This window comes from Spirillospora sp. CA-142024 (genome assembly GCF_050942325.1).
Lineage (GTDB): Bacteria > Actinomycetota > Actinomycetes > Streptosporangiales > Streptosporangiaceae > Spirillospora.
Map to the genome: position 1 here is coordinate 7,718,973 of NZ_CP192077.1, position 16,869 is coordinate 7,735,841.

14 protein-coding genes are annotated in these 16,869 nt (G+C 73.0%); 4 read left to right on the forward strand and 10 right to left on the reverse strand.

Annotated elements, in window-relative coordinates:
- Window positions 1–17 precede the first annotated feature (17 nt).
- Window positions 18–776 carry an SDR family NAD(P)-dependent oxidoreductase gene (locus tag ACQPZP_RS36555; RefSeq protein ID WP_433474234.1) on the forward strand — a complete coding sequence of 253 codons (759 nt, stop codon included), beginning with the start codon at window positions 18–20 and terminating at the stop codon, window positions 774–776.
- 23 nt (window positions 777–799) lie between these two features.
- Window positions 800–1,567 (forward strand): crotonase/enoyl-CoA hydratase family protein, encoded by a 768-nt coding sequence (locus tag ACQPZP_RS36560; RefSeq protein ID WP_433474235.1) that lies wholly within the window; start codon window positions 800–802, stop codon window positions 1,565–1,567.
- Between the two features lie 21 nt (window positions 1,568–1,588).
- Here ACQPZP_RS36560 and ACQPZP_RS36565 read toward each other — a convergent pair whose 3' ends face one another.
- The 5 genes from ACQPZP_RS36565 to ACQPZP_RS36585 all read right to left on the reverse strand — a co-directional run bounded on the left by ACQPZP_RS36565 (window position 1,589) and on the right by ACQPZP_RS36585 (window position 7,373).
- On the reverse strand, window positions 1,589–2,317 hold the full coding sequence (locus tag ACQPZP_RS36565; RefSeq protein WP_433474236.1) for a FadR/GntR family transcriptional regulator: 729 nt from the start codon (window positions 2,315–2,317) through the stop codon (window positions 1,589–1,591).
- A gap of 70 nt (window positions 2,318–2,387) precedes the next feature.
- Window positions 2,388–3,215 carry an ATP-binding cassette domain-containing protein gene (locus tag ACQPZP_RS36570; protein ID WP_433474237.1) on the reverse strand — a complete coding sequence of 276 codons (828 nt, stop codon included), beginning with the start codon at window positions 3,213–3,215 and terminating at the stop codon, window positions 2,388–2,390.
- Window positions 3,208–4,905: a dipeptide/oligopeptide/nickel ABC transporter permease/ATP-binding protein gene (locus ACQPZP_RS36575; protein WP_433474238.1), complete on the reverse strand. Its 1,698-nt coding sequence runs from the start codon at window positions 4,903–4,905 to the stop codon at window positions 3,208–3,210. Before ACQPZP_RS36575 ends, ACQPZP_RS36570 begins: the two co-directional genes overlap by 8 nt.
- Window positions 4,902–5,843, reverse strand: coding sequence for an ABC transporter permease (locus ACQPZP_RS36580; RefSeq protein WP_433474239.1), 942 nt, complete (start codon window positions 5,841–5,843; stop codon window positions 4,902–4,904). The genes ACQPZP_RS36575 and ACQPZP_RS36580 overlap by 4 nt, the downstream gene beginning before the upstream one ends.
- Before the next feature lie 24 nt (window positions 5,844–5,867).
- A complete protein-coding gene (locus tag ACQPZP_RS36585; RefSeq protein WP_433474240.1) occupies window positions 5,868–7,373 on the reverse strand; it encodes an ABC transporter substrate-binding protein in 1,506 nt (501 codons plus the stop codon).
- 224 nt (window positions 7,374–7,597) lie between these two features.
- On the opposite strand from ACQPZP_RS36585, the gene ACQPZP_RS36590 reads away from it, so the two are divergent.
- Both ACQPZP_RS36590 and ACQPZP_RS36595 read left to right on the forward strand, forming a co-directional pair.
- On the forward strand, window positions 7,598–9,136 hold the full coding sequence (locus ACQPZP_RS36590; RefSeq protein ID WP_433474241.1) for a serine/threonine-protein kinase: 1,539 nt from the start codon (window positions 7,598–7,600) through the stop codon (window positions 9,134–9,136).
- Window positions 9,133–10,692 (forward strand): serine/threonine-protein kinase, encoded by a 1,560-nt coding sequence (locus tag ACQPZP_RS36595; RefSeq protein WP_433474242.1) that lies wholly within the window; start codon window positions 9,133–9,135, stop codon window positions 10,690–10,692. Before ACQPZP_RS36590 ends, ACQPZP_RS36595 begins: the two co-directional genes overlap by 4 nt.
- On the opposite strand, the gene hpnH is transcribed toward ACQPZP_RS36595, so the two are convergent.
- Genes hpnH through hpnD form a run of 5 tightly spaced genes read right to left on the reverse strand, consistent with a single transcriptional unit; the run spans window position 10,693 to window position 16,866 of the window.
- Window positions 10,693–11,697, reverse strand: coding sequence for an adenosyl-hopene transferase HpnH (gene hpnH / locus ACQPZP_RS36600; protein ID WP_433474243.1), 1,005 nt, complete (start codon window positions 11,695–11,697; stop codon window positions 10,693–10,695).
- Window positions 11,694–13,592 (reverse strand): squalene--hopene cyclase, encoded by a 1,899-nt coding sequence (gene shc, locus ACQPZP_RS36605; protein ID WP_433474244.1) that lies wholly within the window; start codon window positions 13,590–13,592, stop codon window positions 11,694–11,696. Before shc ends, hpnH begins: the two co-directional genes overlap by 4 nt.
- Window positions 13,593–13,625: 33 nt before the next feature.
- A complete protein-coding gene (locus tag ACQPZP_RS36610; RefSeq protein WP_433474245.1) occupies window positions 13,626–14,636 on the reverse strand; it encodes a polyprenyl synthetase family protein in 1,011 nt (336 codons plus the stop codon).
- Window positions 14,633–16,009: a hydroxysqualene dehydroxylase HpnE gene (gene hpnE, locus ACQPZP_RS36615; protein ID WP_433474246.1), complete on the reverse strand. Its 1,377-nt coding sequence runs from the start codon at window positions 16,007–16,009 to the stop codon at window positions 14,633–14,635. Before hpnE ends, ACQPZP_RS36610 begins: the two co-directional genes overlap by 4 nt.
- On the reverse strand, window positions 16,006–16,866 hold the full coding sequence (gene hpnD, locus ACQPZP_RS36620; protein WP_433474247.1) for a presqualene diphosphate synthase HpnD: 861 nt from the start codon (window positions 16,864–16,866) through the stop codon (window positions 16,006–16,008). The genes hpnE and hpnD overlap by 4 nt, the downstream gene beginning before the upstream one ends.
- Between the last annotated feature and the right edge of the window lie 3 nt (window positions 16,867–16,869).

Consider the following 16,869-nt stretch of genomic DNA (forward strand, 5'->3'; position numbering starts at 1 on the left):
GCACGGAGGACACTCACATGGACGTCAACGGAACATCGGTCGTCGTCACCGGCGGCGCGTCCGGTCTCGGTGCCGCCACCGCCGCCCTGCTCGCCGAGCGCGGCGCGCACGTGGTCGTGCTGGACCTGCCGGAGTCGGCGGGCGAGGCCGTCGCCGCCGACCTCGGCGGAACCTTCGCGCCCGCCGACGTCACCGACCCGGACACGGTGGAGTCGGCGCTGGACGCCGCGGAGGCCGCGGCTCCGCTCCGCGCGCTCGTGCACTGCGCCGGGCGGGGCGGCCCGGTCCGGCTGGTCGGCCGGGACGGAGCGCCGGGCTCGCTGGAGACCTACGAGCGGATCGTCCGGATCAACCTGATCGGCAGCTTCAACATGCTGCGGCTCGCCGCCGCGCGGATGGCCCGCAACGAGCCCGTCGGCGGCGAGCGCGGCGTCTGCGTGCTGACCGCCTCGGTCGCCGCCTACGAGGGGCAGATCGGCCAGATCCCCTACGCCTCCGCGAAGGCGGGCGTCGTCGGGATGACGCTGGTCGCCGCCCGGGACCTGGCCTCCAGGCTGATCCGGGTGACCACGATCGCCCCCGGCCTGTTCGACACCCCGATCCTCGCCCGGCTCCCGGAGGAGGTGCGCGAGTCGCTCGGCAGGACGGTCCCGCACCCGAACCGGCTCGGCGTCCCCGGCGAGTACGCCGGGCTGGCCCTGCAGATCATCGAGAACCGGATGCTGAACGGCGAGACGATCCGCCTGGACGGCGCCATGCGCATGGCGGCCCGCTGACACCCCGGAGGAGAGAGCCGAGCATGAGCGAGCCAGAACTCGTCGTCGAGGAGCACGGCCGGGTCCTCGTCCTGACCATGAACCGCCCGGCCGCGCGCAACGCCATGTCGCGGGACCTCGCGCACCGGATCGCGGACGCGCTCGACGCGCTGGACTCGCGTTCCGACCTCGCCGCGGGCGTCATCACCGGTGCGGGCGGCACCTTCTGCGCGGGCATGGACCTGAAGGGGTTCGCCCGCGGCGAGATCCCGATCGTCGAGGGGCGCGGCTTCGCCGGTCTCGTCCGCCGCCCGCCGCGCAAGCCGCTCATCGCCGCCGTGGAGGGCTACGCGCTGGCCGGCGGCTTCGAGATCGTGCTGGCCTGCGACCTCGTGGTGGCCTCCCGGGAGGCGAGGTTCGGGCTGCCGGAGACGAAGCGGGGCCTCACCGCGGCGGCCGGAGGACTGCTCCGGCTCCAGCGGCGCATCCCCTACCACCTGGCGATGGAACTCGTCCTCACCGGGCGCATGTGGTCCGCCGCCGACGCCGCGGACGTCCACCTCGTCAACCGGCTGACCGCCCCGGGAGAGGCCCTCGCCGGGGCGCTGGAACTGGCCGCCGAGGTCGCCGCGAACGCGCCGCTGGCGCTGGAGGCGTCCAAGAAGGTGCTGGTGCGGTCCGCGGACTGGCCGCTGGACGAGCAGTTCGACCGCCAGGAGGAGATCGTCGACCCGGTCAGGCGCTCCGCCGACGCCAGGGAGGGCGCGCTGGCGTTCGTCGAGAAGCGCGCCCCGCGCTGGACCGCCTCCTGAACCGGCGGCCGGCGGGCGGGCTCACCGCCAGCCGACGACCTCGTTCATCAGGGCGGGCTGGCGGCGCTTGACGTAGGTGGCGTACTCCTGCATGTGCTCGCGCATCAGCGACTCGGCCCGGTCGGCGTCACCGGCCTCGATCGCCTTGGCGATCTCGGCGTGCGCCTGCCTGACCTTGGCACGGCGGGCCTTGGGGAAGAACAGGCCGCTGACGCGCTCGTGGAAGATGTGCCCGAGCGCGCCGCTGAACAGGTCGAGCATGCCGTTGCCCGACATCGAGGCCACCAGCCGGTGGAAGTCGCCGCTGTAGTTCAGGTAGCCGCCGTCGTCGTCCAGGGGCGTGTCCTCGGCGATGCCGCCGAGCTTCTTCGCCATGTCGGCGTCCCTCCGCTCGGCCGCGAGCCTGGCCATGACCGGCTCCATCACCAGCCGGGCCTCCATCAGCTCGCGGAAGGTCATCCGGCTCGCCTGGAAGTACAGCGTCGCCATCTGGCCGAAGGCGGCCGCGCTGACCTCGGCGACGATCGGGCCGCCGCGGGGACCGGGCTTGATGGAGATCAGCCCGTGCACCTCGAGAATGCGCAGCGCCTCGCGGAGCGAGCCGCGCCCGACCCCGTAGTCCTCGATCATCTGGGCCTCGGAAGGCAGCGGCGTGCCCGGCCGCAGCCCCTCTGCGCCGATCTTGCGGACGATGTCCTGCGCGATCGCCTCGCTGACCTTCACCCCCCGCCTGACATGCGGCTGCGCCACGCTGTTGCCTCCCTTGTATCAATGACAACCATCATTATGGTCTAGCGGCGACAGCCCCGGCCACCACTCATCAGGGGGAGGCGGTGTCGGCGAGGCGGTGGCGTTCGGCGCGGCGCTCGCGCTGGCGGGCCGGGTCCGGGACGGGGGCCGCCATCAGGAGGCGGCGCGTGTAGGGGTCGGCAGGGTTCTCGCTGACCTGTTCGGCGGTGCCGGTCTCCACGAAGACGCCCTTGTGGATGACGGCCACGCGGTGGCTGATGTGGCGGACGACGGCGAGGTCGTGGGAGATGAACAGGTAGGCGACGCCGAGGGTGTCCTGGAGGTCGATCAGCAGGTCGAGGATCCTCGCCTGTGTCGACAGGTCGAGCGCGGACACCGGCTCGTCGCAGACGATGAGCCGCGGCTCCAGGGAGAGGGCGCGGGCGATGGCGATGCGCTGGCGCTGGCCGCCGGAGAACTCGCGCGGGTAGCGCCTGCCCGCGCCGGCGGGGAGGGCCACCTTGTCGAGCAGGTCGGTGACGCGGCTCGCCGCGGCGGCACGGGACATGCCGTGCACCCGCAGCGGCTCGCTGAGGATGTCCTCGATGGTCATCGCGGGATTCAGCGAGGTGTAGGGGTCCTGGAAGACGACCTGGACCTCGCGCGCCAGGTGCCGCCGGCGGCGGAGGCCGTCGATGCGCCGGCCGTCCAGGGCGATCGTCCCGGCGGACGGGGCGACCAGGCCGAGCACCGCCCGCCCGATCGTGGTCTTGCCCGACCCGGACTCGCCGACCAGGCCGAACGTCTCCCCTGCGGCGATCTCGAAGGAGATGCCGTGCAGGACCTCGACGGCCTTGCCGAACAGGCCGCGCCGGCCGAACTCGACGTGCAGGTCACTGACCCGCAGCACCTCAGACATGGCGCAGCTCCTTGCGCGGCTCCCGTCCCTCCAGGGACGAGTCGAGCAGCATCCGTGTGTAGGGATGGGCGGGGGAGGCGAAGAGCTCGTCGACCGGGCCCTCCTCGACGAGCCGGCCGTTCTGCATCACGGCGACCCGGTCCGCGATGTCGGCGACGACCCCGAAGTCGTGCGTCACCAGGACGATCCCCATCCGCCTCTCCCGTTGCAGGTCGCGCATGAGGTCCAGGACCTCGGCCTGGACGGTCACGTCGAGGGCGGTGGTCGGCTCGTCCGCGATGAGCAGGGACGGCTCGCAGGAGACGGCGCGGGCGATGAGGACCCGCTGCGCCATCCCGCCGGATATCTCGTGCGGATAGCTGCGCAGGACGCGGACCGGGTCGTCGATGCCGACCCGGGCGAGCAGCTCCCGCGCCCGTTTCCTGGCCTCGGCGCGGCCGATGCGCAGGTTGGCGACGAGCGGCTCGACCATCTGGGACCCGATGGTGAAGCACGGGTCGAGGTTGCTCATCGGCTCCTGCGGGATGTACGCCATCCGTGTCCCGCGCAGAGCCGCGATCTTCTTGTCGGGCAGGGCGAGAAGGTCGGTGCCGTCCAGGTGGACGCCGCCCCCGGTGATCCGGCCGCCGGGGGCGAGCAGGCCGAGGATGGAGAAGGCCGTCTGGGTCTTGCCCGAGCCGGACTCCCCGACCAGCGCCAGCACCTCGCCGGCGTCCACGTGCAGGGTCACGCCGTCGATGACCCGCTGCCCCGGGTACTCGACGCGCAGGCCGTCCACCTCCAGGAGGTGCCCCGGGTCGCTGCGGGTCACCGCGGCGGCCGTGATCCGGCGGCGCCGCTCCACCGAGCGGGTCGCGTGGCCGGTGGCGTCCCGGAGCGTGTCGCCGAGGCTGTTGAACGCCAGCACGGTCAGGATGAGGACGGCGCCGGTCGGCACCATCAGCCAGCCGTCGCGGTTGACGTACTTGGCGGCGTCGGCGATGCCCGATCCCCAGCTCGGGGCGGGCGGCTCCGGTCCGAGGCCGAGGAACCCCAGTCCGGACTGGATGAGCAGCGCGGAGCTCAGCGCGAGCGTGCTCTGGATCAGCAGCGGCGCGGTGATGTTCGGGAGGATGTGCCGGACGGCGATGCGCAGATGGCCGAGCCCGGAGACGCGGGCGGCGTCCACGTACAGCTCGTTGCGCTTGCCCTCGGTGGTGGCGCGGGCCAGGCGCAGGAAGGACGCGGAGAGGATGACGCCGAGCGCGCCCATCGTGATGGTGAAGGCCCTGCCGTAGACGGCGACCACCGCCAGCAGGACCACGATGACGGGCAGCGACATCACGACCTCGGCGATCCGGCTGAGGACGGCGTCGACGACGCCGCCCCGGTAGCCGGCCAGCATGCCGAGCGGCACCCCGATCGCGACGGCGACCAGCAGGGCCTCGCCGGCGCCGAGCAGGCTGACCGAGCCGCCGTGCATGATGCGGCTGAGGAGGTCGCGGCCGAGCGAGTCGGTGCCGGCCCAGTGCGCCCCCGACGGCAGCGCGTAGGCGTGGTCGATGTCCTGATCGAGGGGGTCGTACGGCGCGAGCCACGGCGCGAGGAAGCTGCCGATCACGACGACCGCGATCCAGCCGAGACTGAGCAGGCCGCGGGGCGACGTGACGACCCGGTAGAGGTAGCCGCGCGACCGGGGGTCGGGCTTCATACGCGCCTCGCCTTGGGGTTGAGCCAGACGGTCAGCAGGTCCACGATCAGGTTCACCGCGATGACCAGGGCCGTCGTGAAGATGATGATCGTGAGCAGCAGGGGCAGGTCCTTGCTCGTGACGGCGTTGAGGACGAGCTGCCCGAGCCCGTTGATGCCGAAGACCTGCTCCACGATGACGGTGCTGCCCAGCAGGCCGATGAACTGGAATCCGACGCTGGTCGCGATGGGCGTCGAGGCGTTCCGCAGCGCGTGCTTGAGAACGATCGACCGCGACGGGACCCCGGTCGCGTAGAGCGTGCGGACGTAGTCCTGGCCGAGTTCGTGGATGAGCGCGGCACGGGTCTGCCGGCTGATCGTCGCCGTCCCGATCATGGCGACGGACACGCTGGGCAGCACGATGGATTTCAGCCATTCCGCCGGGTCCTCGGAGAACGGCACGTAGCCGATCGCGGGGAACCACTTGAGGCCGAGCGCGAAGACGAACACGAGGAGCACGCCCAGCCAGAAGCTCGGGACGGCCATGGCCACGCTGGACCCGCTCTGCAGGAGCCGGTCGAGCCACCGCCCGCCGTTGGCCGCGGTCACGCCCACGGTCACGCCGACGACGACGCTGAGGACGGTGGCGGCGATGGCGACCGACAGGGTGATCGGAAGCCGCGCCGCAACGTCCGTCACCGCGGCCCGGCCGGACTGCAGCGAGTCCCCGAAGTCGCCGCGCACCGCGCCCGCCAGCCAGTCGCCGTACTGGACGAGGAGCGGGCGGTCGTAGCCGAGTTCGTGGTTGAGCGCGTCGACCTGTCCCTGGGACGCCGCGTCGCCGAGGATGGTGCGGCCCGGCGTCCCGGGGATCAGGTTGACGAGGTAGAAGGCGATCGTCGCGATCGCCCACATCATGGGGACGACGACGAGGATGCGCTTGCCGACGATCTTGAGCATGGCGATTGCGGCTCCCGGCCCCGCTCAGCCGGCCGGCTGCAGGGCGTCGACGGAGGGCAGCGGCTGCAGCGCCGTCATCTCCATCTTCTTGATCTTCTTGGTGTCGTAGAAGTAGAAGACGTCGACGACGTTCGTGACGACCATCGGCGACTCGGTCACGAACTGCTTCGACAGCTGCTTCAGCGTGGCCGCCTGCGGCTCGCCCTGCTCGGACGCGGCCTTCGCCGCGAGCTTCTCGATGGCGGGCGACTCGACCTTGTACGGGTTGTACTTGGAGTCCTTCAGCAGCGCGTACTGGACGTCGAAGTAGTTGTCGGAGGCGTTGTAGAACCACGCGTAGGCGGGGTTGTCGGTCTTGAACTTCGCTTCCAGGTAGGTGGGCAGCGGCAGGTTCTTGATCTTCACGTTGATCCCGACCTCCTTGAGCTGGCTCGACACGGCCTGCACGTAGTCGGTCCAGTTGCTGTAGTCGGTGTTGACCAGCGGCAGGTCGAAGCCGTCCGGGTAGCCGGCGGCGGCGAGGAGCTGCTTGGCCTTGGCCGGGTCGTGCGGATAGGCGTTGTTCAGGGACGCGTCGTATCCGGGGGTCCCCGGCAGGAAGAGCTGCGTCGAGGGCTGCCCCGGCCCCAGCACCTTCTGCAGGGCGGCGCGGTCGACGGCGTACTGGATCGCCTGCCGGACGCGGACGTCCTTCAGCGCCTTGACCTGGGTGCCGTTGCGGTCCTGCAGGTTGAGCGAGGCGAAGAAGCTCGGCTGCGACAGGACCTTGACGTTCGGCAGCGTCTTCGCGGTGTCCAGCTGGCTGACGCTGCCGAGCGTCGCGTCGATCTGGCCGGAGCGCAGCGCGCTGAGCGCGGCCGTCATGTCCGGGATCACCTTCAGCACGAGCGTGTCGACGCCGACGGACTTGGCGTCCCAGTACTGCGGGTTCTTCTTGTAGGTGTAGTGGTCCCCGGGGACGGTCTTGGACTTGTCCAGCGTGTACGGCCCGGCGCCGACCGGGTCCTGGTCCAGGGACTCGGGGTTGTCGAGCGCCTTCGGGCTGGCGACCATGCCCATGACCTGCTGGAAGGCGGCCGGCAGCGACGGGTAGGGCTCCTTGAGCGTGATCTTCACCGTGTCCGTGCCGGCGGCCTCGACGCTCTTGACCGCGTCGAGCTGGTCGGTCTTCGGCCCGACGACCTTCTTCGCGCGGTCGAGGTTCTTCTTGACGGCCGCCGCGTCGAGCGCCTCGCCGTCGCTGAACTTCACGCCCGCCCGGAGCTTCATCTCGAAGTGCGTCGGGTCGGTGTACTTCCACGACGTGGCGAGCCCGGGCGCCGGGGTCCCGTCCGTGTTGGTGTGGATGAGGGTGTCGTACACCGCCTGCTCGGCCTGCGCCATCGGCCCCCAGTCGAAGGTGTAGGGGTCCCACTTCTTCGGCGCCGCCGGCACGGCGAGGGTGATCGTCCCCTTGTCCGCCGCGGAGGAACCGCCCCCGCACGCCGTCAACGACAGGCCCGCCAATCCGGCCACAGCCGCCAGCGTCACGCATCTCCGCATAGGAACCTCCTGCTGAGGGTGGGGCGGGGGGCCGCTCCCTGACGTGGTGTCATGCAATACCGCGCGACTCCCCCGCGTCAAGAGTTCCTGCGATTGTTATGCATGATATCTATGAATCACGTCACGCGGCCGCCGTCGCGCGAGGGGCGCGGACGGGGCGGAGCCGTTAGAGTTCCGGTGGCCCCCTGAAATCACGTCGTCGCGGAGCGGTGATGCCCGGCCGTCGTCTCGTCGAGCGCTACCGGCTGGTGGCACCGCTGGGCGCGGGCGGCATGGGGACGGTCTGGCGCGCCTACGACGAGGTGCTCGGCCGGGACGTCGCGATCAAGCGGATCGAGGTCGCCGAGGACGCCCCGCCGGACGAGCGCGCGATGCTCCGCGCGCGGGCGGCCCGCGAGGCGCGGGCCGCGGCCCTGCTCGACCACCCGGGCGTCATCACCGTCCACGACGTCGTGGAGCCGGACGGCCGGCCCTGGATCGTCATGGAACTGGTCGAGGGCCGCAGCCTCGACCGGGTGCTGGACGCCGACGGCCCGCTCCCGCCGCACCGGGTCGCCGGACTCGGCGCCCGGCTGCTGGACGCGCTGACCGCCGCGCACGGCAGGGGGCTCCTGCACCGGGACGTCAAGCCCGCGAACGTGCTGCTGGCCGAGGACGGCCGGACCATCCTGACCGACTTCGGCATCGCCACGCTCGACGGCGACCCCGCGCTCACCCGGACCGGTGCGCTGGCCGGCTCGCCCGGCTTCATCGCGCCCGAGCGGCTGCGCGACGACCCGGCCGGGCCGGCGTCGGACCTGTGGTCGCTGGGCGCCACCCTGTACACCGCCGTCGAGGGCCGGGCGCCGTTCGACCGGGAGACCCCGCTGGCCGCTCTCGGCGCGGTCCTCACCGAGGCGGCCCCACCGGCCGGACGGGCCGGGGCCCTGGCGCCGGTGCTCGCGCGCATGCTCGACAAGGACCCCGCGACGCGCATCAGCGCGGCGGACGCCCTGTCCGCACTCCACCGCGTCGCGGAAGGCGGCGCCTCCGGCCTGTCCGCACCTACCGCGACGAGTCCGGGAGCGGGGTGGGTCCGGAGAGGACGGCGGGCGATTCTGCTGGGCGGAGGCGTGGCGGTCGTCGTGGTCGCGGCGGCGGGGGTGGGCCTCACTCGCGGGCACGGCGACGACCCCCCGGCCGCGCACTCCACCGCATCGGCGGGGCCGCGGCCCGTGGCGTCGGTCGATCCGTGCGCCCTGATCACCGATGAGCAGGCGCGCGGCCTGCTGGACGGGGCCGTGCGCCGGCGCGGCGTGCCGGACGACGGCGACTGCTCCTGGCTCGCCCCGAAGGTCCCCGCCGTGCTGACCGTCCTCAAGCCCGACGCGGTGGCCGCCTCGTTCAGCGCCGGCCGCGACCAGATGGCGATCAAGCGGAACGAAGTGGCCGGCTACCTGCAGTCGCTGAAGAACTTCCCTCCCGACAGCACGTGGAACTGGACGTACCCGGGCTTTCCCAGAACGAAGGTGCGCGTCGCCTCCACCACCGATCTCGCGGATCTGGCGGGTGTCGCGGACGAGGCCATGGTCCACACGGAACGCGGCTCGGCGCCGTACGACAGGGTGAACGTGACCCTGCGCCAGGGCAATGTCGTCCTCACCCTCCAGTGGAGCGGCCCGCGGACCGGGCCGGGCTCGGCCGCCGCCGGCGCCCGGCGCGCCGCCCTGGCGGTCGCCGCGACGCTCGCGCACCTGGAGAACCGCGGATGAACGACGGCGAATCCCTGGCCGGGCGCTACCGGCCGTCCGGCGAGCTCGGCCGCGGCGGCATGGGCACGGTGTGGCGGGCCCGCGACGAGACACTGAACCGCGACGTGGCGGTCAAGGAACTCGTCCTGCCGCGCGAGACGAGCGAGGCGCGCCGCGAGCTGGCGGTCCAGCGTGCGCTGCGGGAGGCCCGCGCCGCTGCGCGACTCCGGCATCCCAGCATCATCACCGTGCACGACGTGGTCCTCGCCGACGGGCGGCCATGGATCGTGATGGAGCTGCTGTCCGGCCGGTCCCTGGACCGGATCGTCAAGGACGACGGGCCGCTGGATCCGCGCCGCGTCGCCGCGCTCGGGATCGAGATGCTGGACGCCCTGAGCACCGCGCACGAGCACGGCGTCCTGCACCGCGACGTGAAGCCCGCCAACGTGTTCCTGCGCGACGACGGCCGCGCGGTGCTCACCGACTTCGGGATCGCCTCGCTGGCCGGCGACGTCCCGCTGACCCGGCCCGGCGCGCTGATCGGCTCGCCCGCCTACATGGCGCCCGAACGGATCCGCGGCGAGCCCGGCGGGCCGCCCTCCGACCTCTGGTCCCTGGGCGCCACCCTCTACGCGCTGGTGGAGGGCCGGACGCCGTTCGCCCGGTCGACGCCGATGGGCGTGCTGGGCGCGGTCCTGGCCGACGAACCGGCCGCGCCGCGGCGGGCGGGTCCGCTGGCCGGCCTGCTGCTCCGGCTGCTCGCCAAGGACCCGGACGCCCGGCCCACCGCCGACCAGGTGCGCCGCGAGCTGGCCGAGTCCGCCGGAATCGCGCAGAGCGGCGAGGTGATCGAAGACCCAGGCCCCAGCACCCGACCCGCGAGCGTCCGGCCGAAGTCGAGCCGGAACACCGCGATCGCCCTCGCCGTCCTCGCCTGCCTGGTGGGAGCCGCGGCGACCGGATACGCCCTGCTGAAGGACGACCGGTCCGGACGGCGGGCGAGCGGCCCCATCCCGATCGCGTCGGTGCCTTCGCTGTGCGGGCTGATCAGCGTGACGCAGATGAACCGCCTGGTCCCCAAGGCCGGGGTGACCGGCGCCCTGACGGAGGATCCGCCGGAGTACTTCCACCGGTACGCGCCCGCGACCGAGACCTGCGAGTGGGCCGAGCGGAGCGCGATCAGCAGCGGCTACATCGCGGACATCGTCACCCAGCCGGCCAAGGCGGGCCCATCCGGCGACCCGATGAGACCCGCCCGCGACGACTTCGCCCGGCTGCGGCATGACGCCGCGACAGGCGCGCTGCCAGGGCACTACCGCAGCGCCCCGCTGCCCCTCCCCGGCATCGGCGACGATGCGATCGTCTACGTCGAGACCACCGGGGAGGCGCAGGCCCGCGACCACGCCGCGGTCGCGATCCTCCGCACCCGCAACCTCCTGACCCAGGTGCGGTACCAGTGGTACAGGAAGGGCACCCCGCCACCCGGCGGCCTCGGCGCGCTCCGCGACGGCGCGATCCAGATCACCCGCTGGACCGACGCCGCCCTGCGCGCCGGCCGTCCGCTCGCCGCGCCCTGATCAGACGGAGCGGACGGCCCGGAGGGACTCCTTCAGGGAGCCGAGGGTCGTGAAGACCGCCGTCGGCTCGTAGCCGCAGTGCGCCATGCAGTTGGCGCAGCGCGGATCGCGGCCCCGGCCGTAGGAGTCCCAGTCGGTCTCGTCCAGGAGTTCCCGGTAGGTCTGCGCGTAGCCGTCCGACATCAGGTAGCAGGGGCGCTGCCAGCCGAAGAGGGAGTAGGACGGGATGGCCCAGGCCGTGCAGGGGAAGTCGACCTTGCCTTCCAGGAAGTCCAGGAAGAGCGGCGAGTGGTTGAAGCGCCAGCGCTTGCGGTTGCCGTCCGCGAAGGCCTTCTTGAACAGCTCCCGCGTCTCCTGGACGCCGAGGAAGTGCTCCTGGTCCGGGGCTTTGTCGTAGGCGTAGCCGGGCGAGATCATCATCTCGTCGACCGCGAGGTCGTCGTTGAGGTAGTTGAGGACGTCGATGACCGTCCGCGGTGTGTCGGTGTTGAAGATCGTCGTGTTGGTGGTGACGCGGAAGCCGCGCCGCTTGCATTCCTTGATGGCGGCGACGGCGTCGTCGAAGACGCCCTCCTTGCAGACGGATTCGTCGTGGCGCTCGCGGAGGCCGTCGATGTGCACGGCCCAGGCGAAGTAGGGCGACGGCTTGAACTTGTCGAGCTTCTTCGGGATCAGCAGCGCGTTCGTGCACAGGAACACGAACTTCTTGCGCTTGATGAGCTCGCCCACGAGCTCGTCGATCTGCGGATGCATGAGCGGTTCGCCGCCGGCGATGGAGACCATCGGGGCGCCGCACTCCTCGATGGCGGCGACGGCCTGCTCGACCGGCATGCGCCTCTTGAGGACGTCGTGCGGGTGCTGGATCTTCCCGCAGCCCGCGCAGGCGAGGTTGCACGCGAACAGCGGTTCCAGTTCGACGATCAGCGGGAACTTCTCCCTGCCCCGCAGCTTGTTCCGGAGGATGTAGCCCCCGATGCGAAGGCTCTGGCGAAGCGGCATGCTCATGGTGTCCGGACCTCCTCGGGCAGGGTGGACTCGGCGGCCTCCAGGTAGCGGCCCAGGGCGCTGACCGGGAACACCAGCCGGTACAGGTGGTAGTTGATGTAGAAGTCGCCGGGGAAGCCGGTGCCGGTGAAGTGCTCCTCGTCCCAGTTGCCGTCGGGCCGCTGGTCGTCGACGAGCCACCGGACGCCGGCGTCCACCGCCTCGGAGCGCTCGCCGGCGGCGAGGAGCGCCAGCAGCGCCCACGCCGTCTGGGACGCCGTCGACTCGCCCCGGCCGATCCACACGGGGTCGTCGTAGGAGCGCAGGTCCTCGCCCCATCCGCCGTCCTCGTTCTGATGCGCCTCCAGCCACGCCACGGCGCGCCGGATCGCGGGCTTGCCCGGGCGGACGCCGGCGGCGATGAGCGCGGGCACGACGCCGCCCGTCCCGTAGACGTGGTTCGCTCCCCAGCGTCCGAACCACGAGCCGTCCGCCTCCTGCGCCTTCAGCAGCCACACGACGGCCCGCTTGACCACCGCCGACTCCGCGAGCCCCTCCTTGGCGAGCGCTTCGACGACGTGCGCGGTCACGTCCGCGGACGGCGGGTCGATGACGGCGCCGAAGTCGCAGAAGGGCAGCTTGGTGCACAGCTCGCGGGTGTTGTCGGCGTCAAAGGCGCCGTAGCCGCCGTCGCGCGAGGCCATCCCGTTCAGCCAGCGGACGGCCCGCCCGATCGGCTCCTCCGCCTCCCGGTAGGCCACCCTGCGCAGCGCCAGGATCGCCTCGGCGGTGTCGTCGGTGTCGGGGTAGCAGTCGTTGTCGAACTCGAACGCCCAGCCGCCCGGCGGGGTGTCCGGCCGGCGCACCGCCCAGTCCCCCGGCCCGCGGACCTCCTCGCCGACGACCCACCGGGCCGCGCGCAGCAGCGCCGGGTCGGCGGCGGACACGCCGGCGTCGGCCAGGGCGTTCATGGCCAGCACCGTGTCCCAGACCGGCGACTGGCACGCCTCCAGCCGGCGGCCCTTCTCGTCCCGGATCGTGAACCGTTCGAGCCCGTCCAGCCCGCGCCGGATGACCGGATGGTCGAGGCCGTAGCCGATCTCGTGCAGCGCCATCAGGGAATACACCCACGGCGGCTGGATCCCGCCCCAGCAGCCGTCGGCCTCCTGCCGGGCGATGATCCAGTCGGCCGCGCGGCGCATCGCCGCCGCCCGCAGCGGACGCACCGGCCGCTTCTCGTAGACGTGCAGGACGCGGTCGAGCGCGTTGAACGCGCGGCCCCAGCCCGTCGCGTCCTTCGCCGGGGTGACGCCGCCGCGCAGCTCCTCCAGGTCGAACGGCAGGGCACGGACGGGACGCAGCGACCCGAGGATCGTCAGCGGGACGATCGTCTGCCGCGCCCAGCACGCCCAGTCGTAGACGTTCAGCGGGACGCGGCTCGGCAGGAACATCAGCTCCGGCGGCATGACGGGCAGGTCGTCCCACGACCACTGCCCGAACAGCGCCAGCCAGATCCGGGTGAACACGCGGCTGCCCTCGATGCCGCCCGCCTCCCGTGCGTACGCGGCGGCCCTGCGCATGTGCCCGGCGTCCACCGGGTCGCCCGCGAGCCGCAGCGCCACGTACGCCTCGATCGTCGTGGACAGGTCGGCCGGGCCGCCGTGGAAGTTCGCCCAGGTGCCGTCGTCCCGCTGCTGGGACCGGATCCAGCGCGCCGCCTCCGCGGTGTCGGCGTCGGAATGGATGCCGAGGAACCGGCGGAGCAGCAGGTCCTCGGCGTCCATCGTCACGTTCGTCTGCAGCTCCGCCTTCCACCAGCCCTCGGGCGACTGGAGGCCGAGCAGGTGGTCGCGGGCGGCCGCGACGGCGGCGGAGGCGGCGCCGGTGAGTCCCGGTGCCTCTTCGGTCGTGGTCATTCGGCGCTTCCCTTCTCGTCCGCGCGTCGGGGGTCAGTGGTCCCGGGAGGTGACGAAGAGCGCGATGTCGCGGAACTCGGCGGCCACGGCATCGTCCATGCCCGAGTCGTCGAGGTGGCGACCGGCGGCGGCGACGCGGCGGTCCGCCTCGGCCGCGGCCCAGTCCCGGCCGCCGGCCGTCTCGACGAGCCGCGCCATCTCCCGCAGGGCGTCCTCCGACGGCGGCTCCGGGTGGGCGTACAGTTCGGCGAGCCGCTCCGACTCCGGCCTCCCGGAGGTCAGCGCGTACACCACCGGCAGCGACTTCTTGCGGGCCCGCAGATCCGACAGGACCGGCTTCCCGGTCGCGTCCGGGCTGCCCCAGATGCCGAGCAGGTCGTCCACGAGCTGGAACGCGAGTCCCATCTCTGCGCCGAACCCGGTCAGGTCGGTGACGAGGCGGGTGGGGCCCTCGCCGAGCATCGCCCCGATCGAGCAGGCGCAGGCGAGCAGCGCGCCGGTCTTGTCCGCCGCCATGGTCAGGCACTCGTCGAGCGTCACGTCGTCGCGCGACTCGAACCCGATGTCGAGCGCCTGGCCCGAGATGAGCCGCTGCGTGGCGGCGGTCAGCGCGCGCGCCGCCCAGTGGGCGCCCCGCGTGTGCTGGTCCAGCAGCAGGTTCTCCGACAGCGCCAGCAGCGCGTCGCCGCCGAGGATCGCGGCGGACGGGCCGAAGACCGTCCACGCGGCGGGACGGTGCCGGCGGGTCCGGTCGCCGTCCATGATGTCGTCGTGCAGCAGCGAGAACGCGTGCACGAACTCGACGGCGACCGCGCCGGGCAGCGCCGTCTCGTAGGACGTCCCGGCGGCCCGCGCGGACAGCAGCGCCAGCGCGGGGCGCAGCGCCTTCCCGCCGGCCGCGGCCGGCCTGCCGTCCTCGTCGGTCCAGCCGAGGTGGTAGGCGACGACGCGGCGGGTCCACGGGTCGAGCCGCTCCGCCGAGGCGCGCATCGCCTGGTCGACCAGGGCGCGCCCGTCGGTGATCGAGGTCGGGACGGTGGTCATCGGCCGTCCACCTCGCCGGTGTCCACCTGCTGCAGGTGCCGCCGGACGAGACGGGCGGCGGTGAGGCCGCTGCGCACGGCTCCCTCCATCGTGTCTGGCCAGCCCGTGTCCGTCCACGCGCCGGCGAGGAACAGCCACGGCAGCCGGGTCGCGGACGCGGGACGCAGCGCGCCGCTGCCGGGGCTCTGACGGAATGTGGCGTGCCGTTCCCGCGTCACGAAGAAGTCGGTGACGCGGGCGCGGCGAGCGGCCGGGAACAGCCGCTCCAGCGCGGGGAGGTACACCTCGCGCAGCTCGGCGGCAGGCGTGCCGATCCAGCGGCCGGCCGCCGAGACCGAGACCGCGAGGTACTGGCCGCCGCCGGTGAGGCCGCTCACCGCGGTGCGGTCGAACACCCACTGGACGGGCGAGCCGACCGCGGCGGCGAACGGCTCGTCCCCGCCGTCCACCCGCAGGACGGGCCGGTCGTAGACGACGTGGACGTTGACGATCGGGCTGGAGCCGAGGCCCTCCCACTTCTCCCGGTCCGGGGACGCCGCCTCGGGGACGAGCGCGGCCGCCGCCCGGTGCGGCACCGCGACGACGACCGCGTCGGCGCTCACCGGGGATCCGTCCACGACGAGCTTGGGCCCGGCCTCGATCGCGGACACCTTCGCGTTCAGCCGGATCCGGCCCCCGCCCCGCTCGATCCGCGCCGCCGGGATCGCGCCGTGCAGGTCGCCGAGCGGGACGGTGGGCACGCCGATGTCGGCGGCGTCGGAGCGGCCGAGCAGCGCGGTCTGGCACACGAACGCGGCCGGTCCGAGCGCGGCGTCGTCCAGCCGCATGTTGAGCGCAGCCTTGACGAACAGTTCCCAGAGGGCCTCGCGCGCCCGCGGCCGCTGGCCGTGCCCGGCGAGCCAGGCGCCCATGGTCGACCGGTCGAGGGACGGGTCGCCGGTGTCGAGGCGGTCGAGCGCCAGCGAGGCGCCGACCGCGCGGAGCCGGTCGGACGGCGAGAGCAGCCGGTACCCGGCGAGTGCCGGCAGCAGGTGCAGCGGGCCGGGCGCCTTCGCGCGGCGCAGCCGTCCGGCCGCGCCGTCTGGGGTCAGGACGCGGACGTCGAACCGGTCCTGGACGCGGACGCGGTCCAGCGCGCCCAGCCTGGCCAGCAGGCCCTGGTACGCCGAGCAGCACTTCAGGAAGATGTGCTGCCCGTTGTCGACCGTAAGGCCGTCCCGGGAGAAGGAGTGAGTGGCGCCGCCGAGCCGGGGCCGCGCCTCGTAGATCGTCGCCCGCACCCCGGCCTCCTGGAGGGCCAGCGCCGTGGTGATGCCGGCGAGTCCACCCCCGACGACCGCCACCTCGGCCGCGTCGCCCGCGCCGGGCGTCATCGGTGGATCCCGGCCATCGCCATGACGGACACGGTGGCCTTCTCCCAGGCCGGGAGGGAGGTGCGGGTCTCCAGCGCGGCCGACGGGTCGGCCGTGATGCGGCGCAGGACGTGCCGGTAGATGCCCGCCATCGCCCCCGCGCACGCGGCGCTGCGCCGGTCGAGCATGGGCAGCAGGGCCAGGCCGGTGTCGTACCACCCGGCCGCCCGGTCCGCCTCGAACCGGATGAGGCCCGCCAGCCGCCCGGGGTCGTCGGCGAGCCGGCCGGACGCGTCGCGTTCGAGCGTGCATCCGAAGCGGGCGAGGTCCTTGGCCGGTAAGTAGACGCGGCCGTTCAGGCCGTCCTCCCGGACGTCCCGCAGGATGTTGGTCAGCTGCAGCGCGACGCCGAGCGCGTCGGCGCGCGGTAACGCCGTCTCCGGGTCGGGCGTCCCGAACACGCCGAGCGACAGCCGGCCGACGGCGCCGGCGACGCAGCGGCAGTACCAGAGCAGGTCGTCGAAGGTGTCGTAGGTCCCGCCGCGGACGTCGGCCTCGCAGCCGTCGATCAGCTCGCCGAACGCGCCGAGCGGGATCGGGTACCGGCGGGCCGCGTCCGCCAGCGCCACCAGCACCGGGTCGGACGGGTGGGCGTCCACGTCGGCGAGGCGGGCGCGCTCGTCCGCCAGCTTCGCCAGCCGGGTCGCGGGCGGTGCGCCGTGGTCGTCGCCGATGTCGTCGATCCGCCGGGCGAACGCGTAGACCGCGCTCAGCGCGCGCCGTTTCGGCGGGGGAAGCAGCCGGATCCCGTACGAGAAGTTGCGCGCCTGTGAACGCACGACCCTCTCGCAGTGCCGGTAGGCACTGGGTGCGTCCATCTC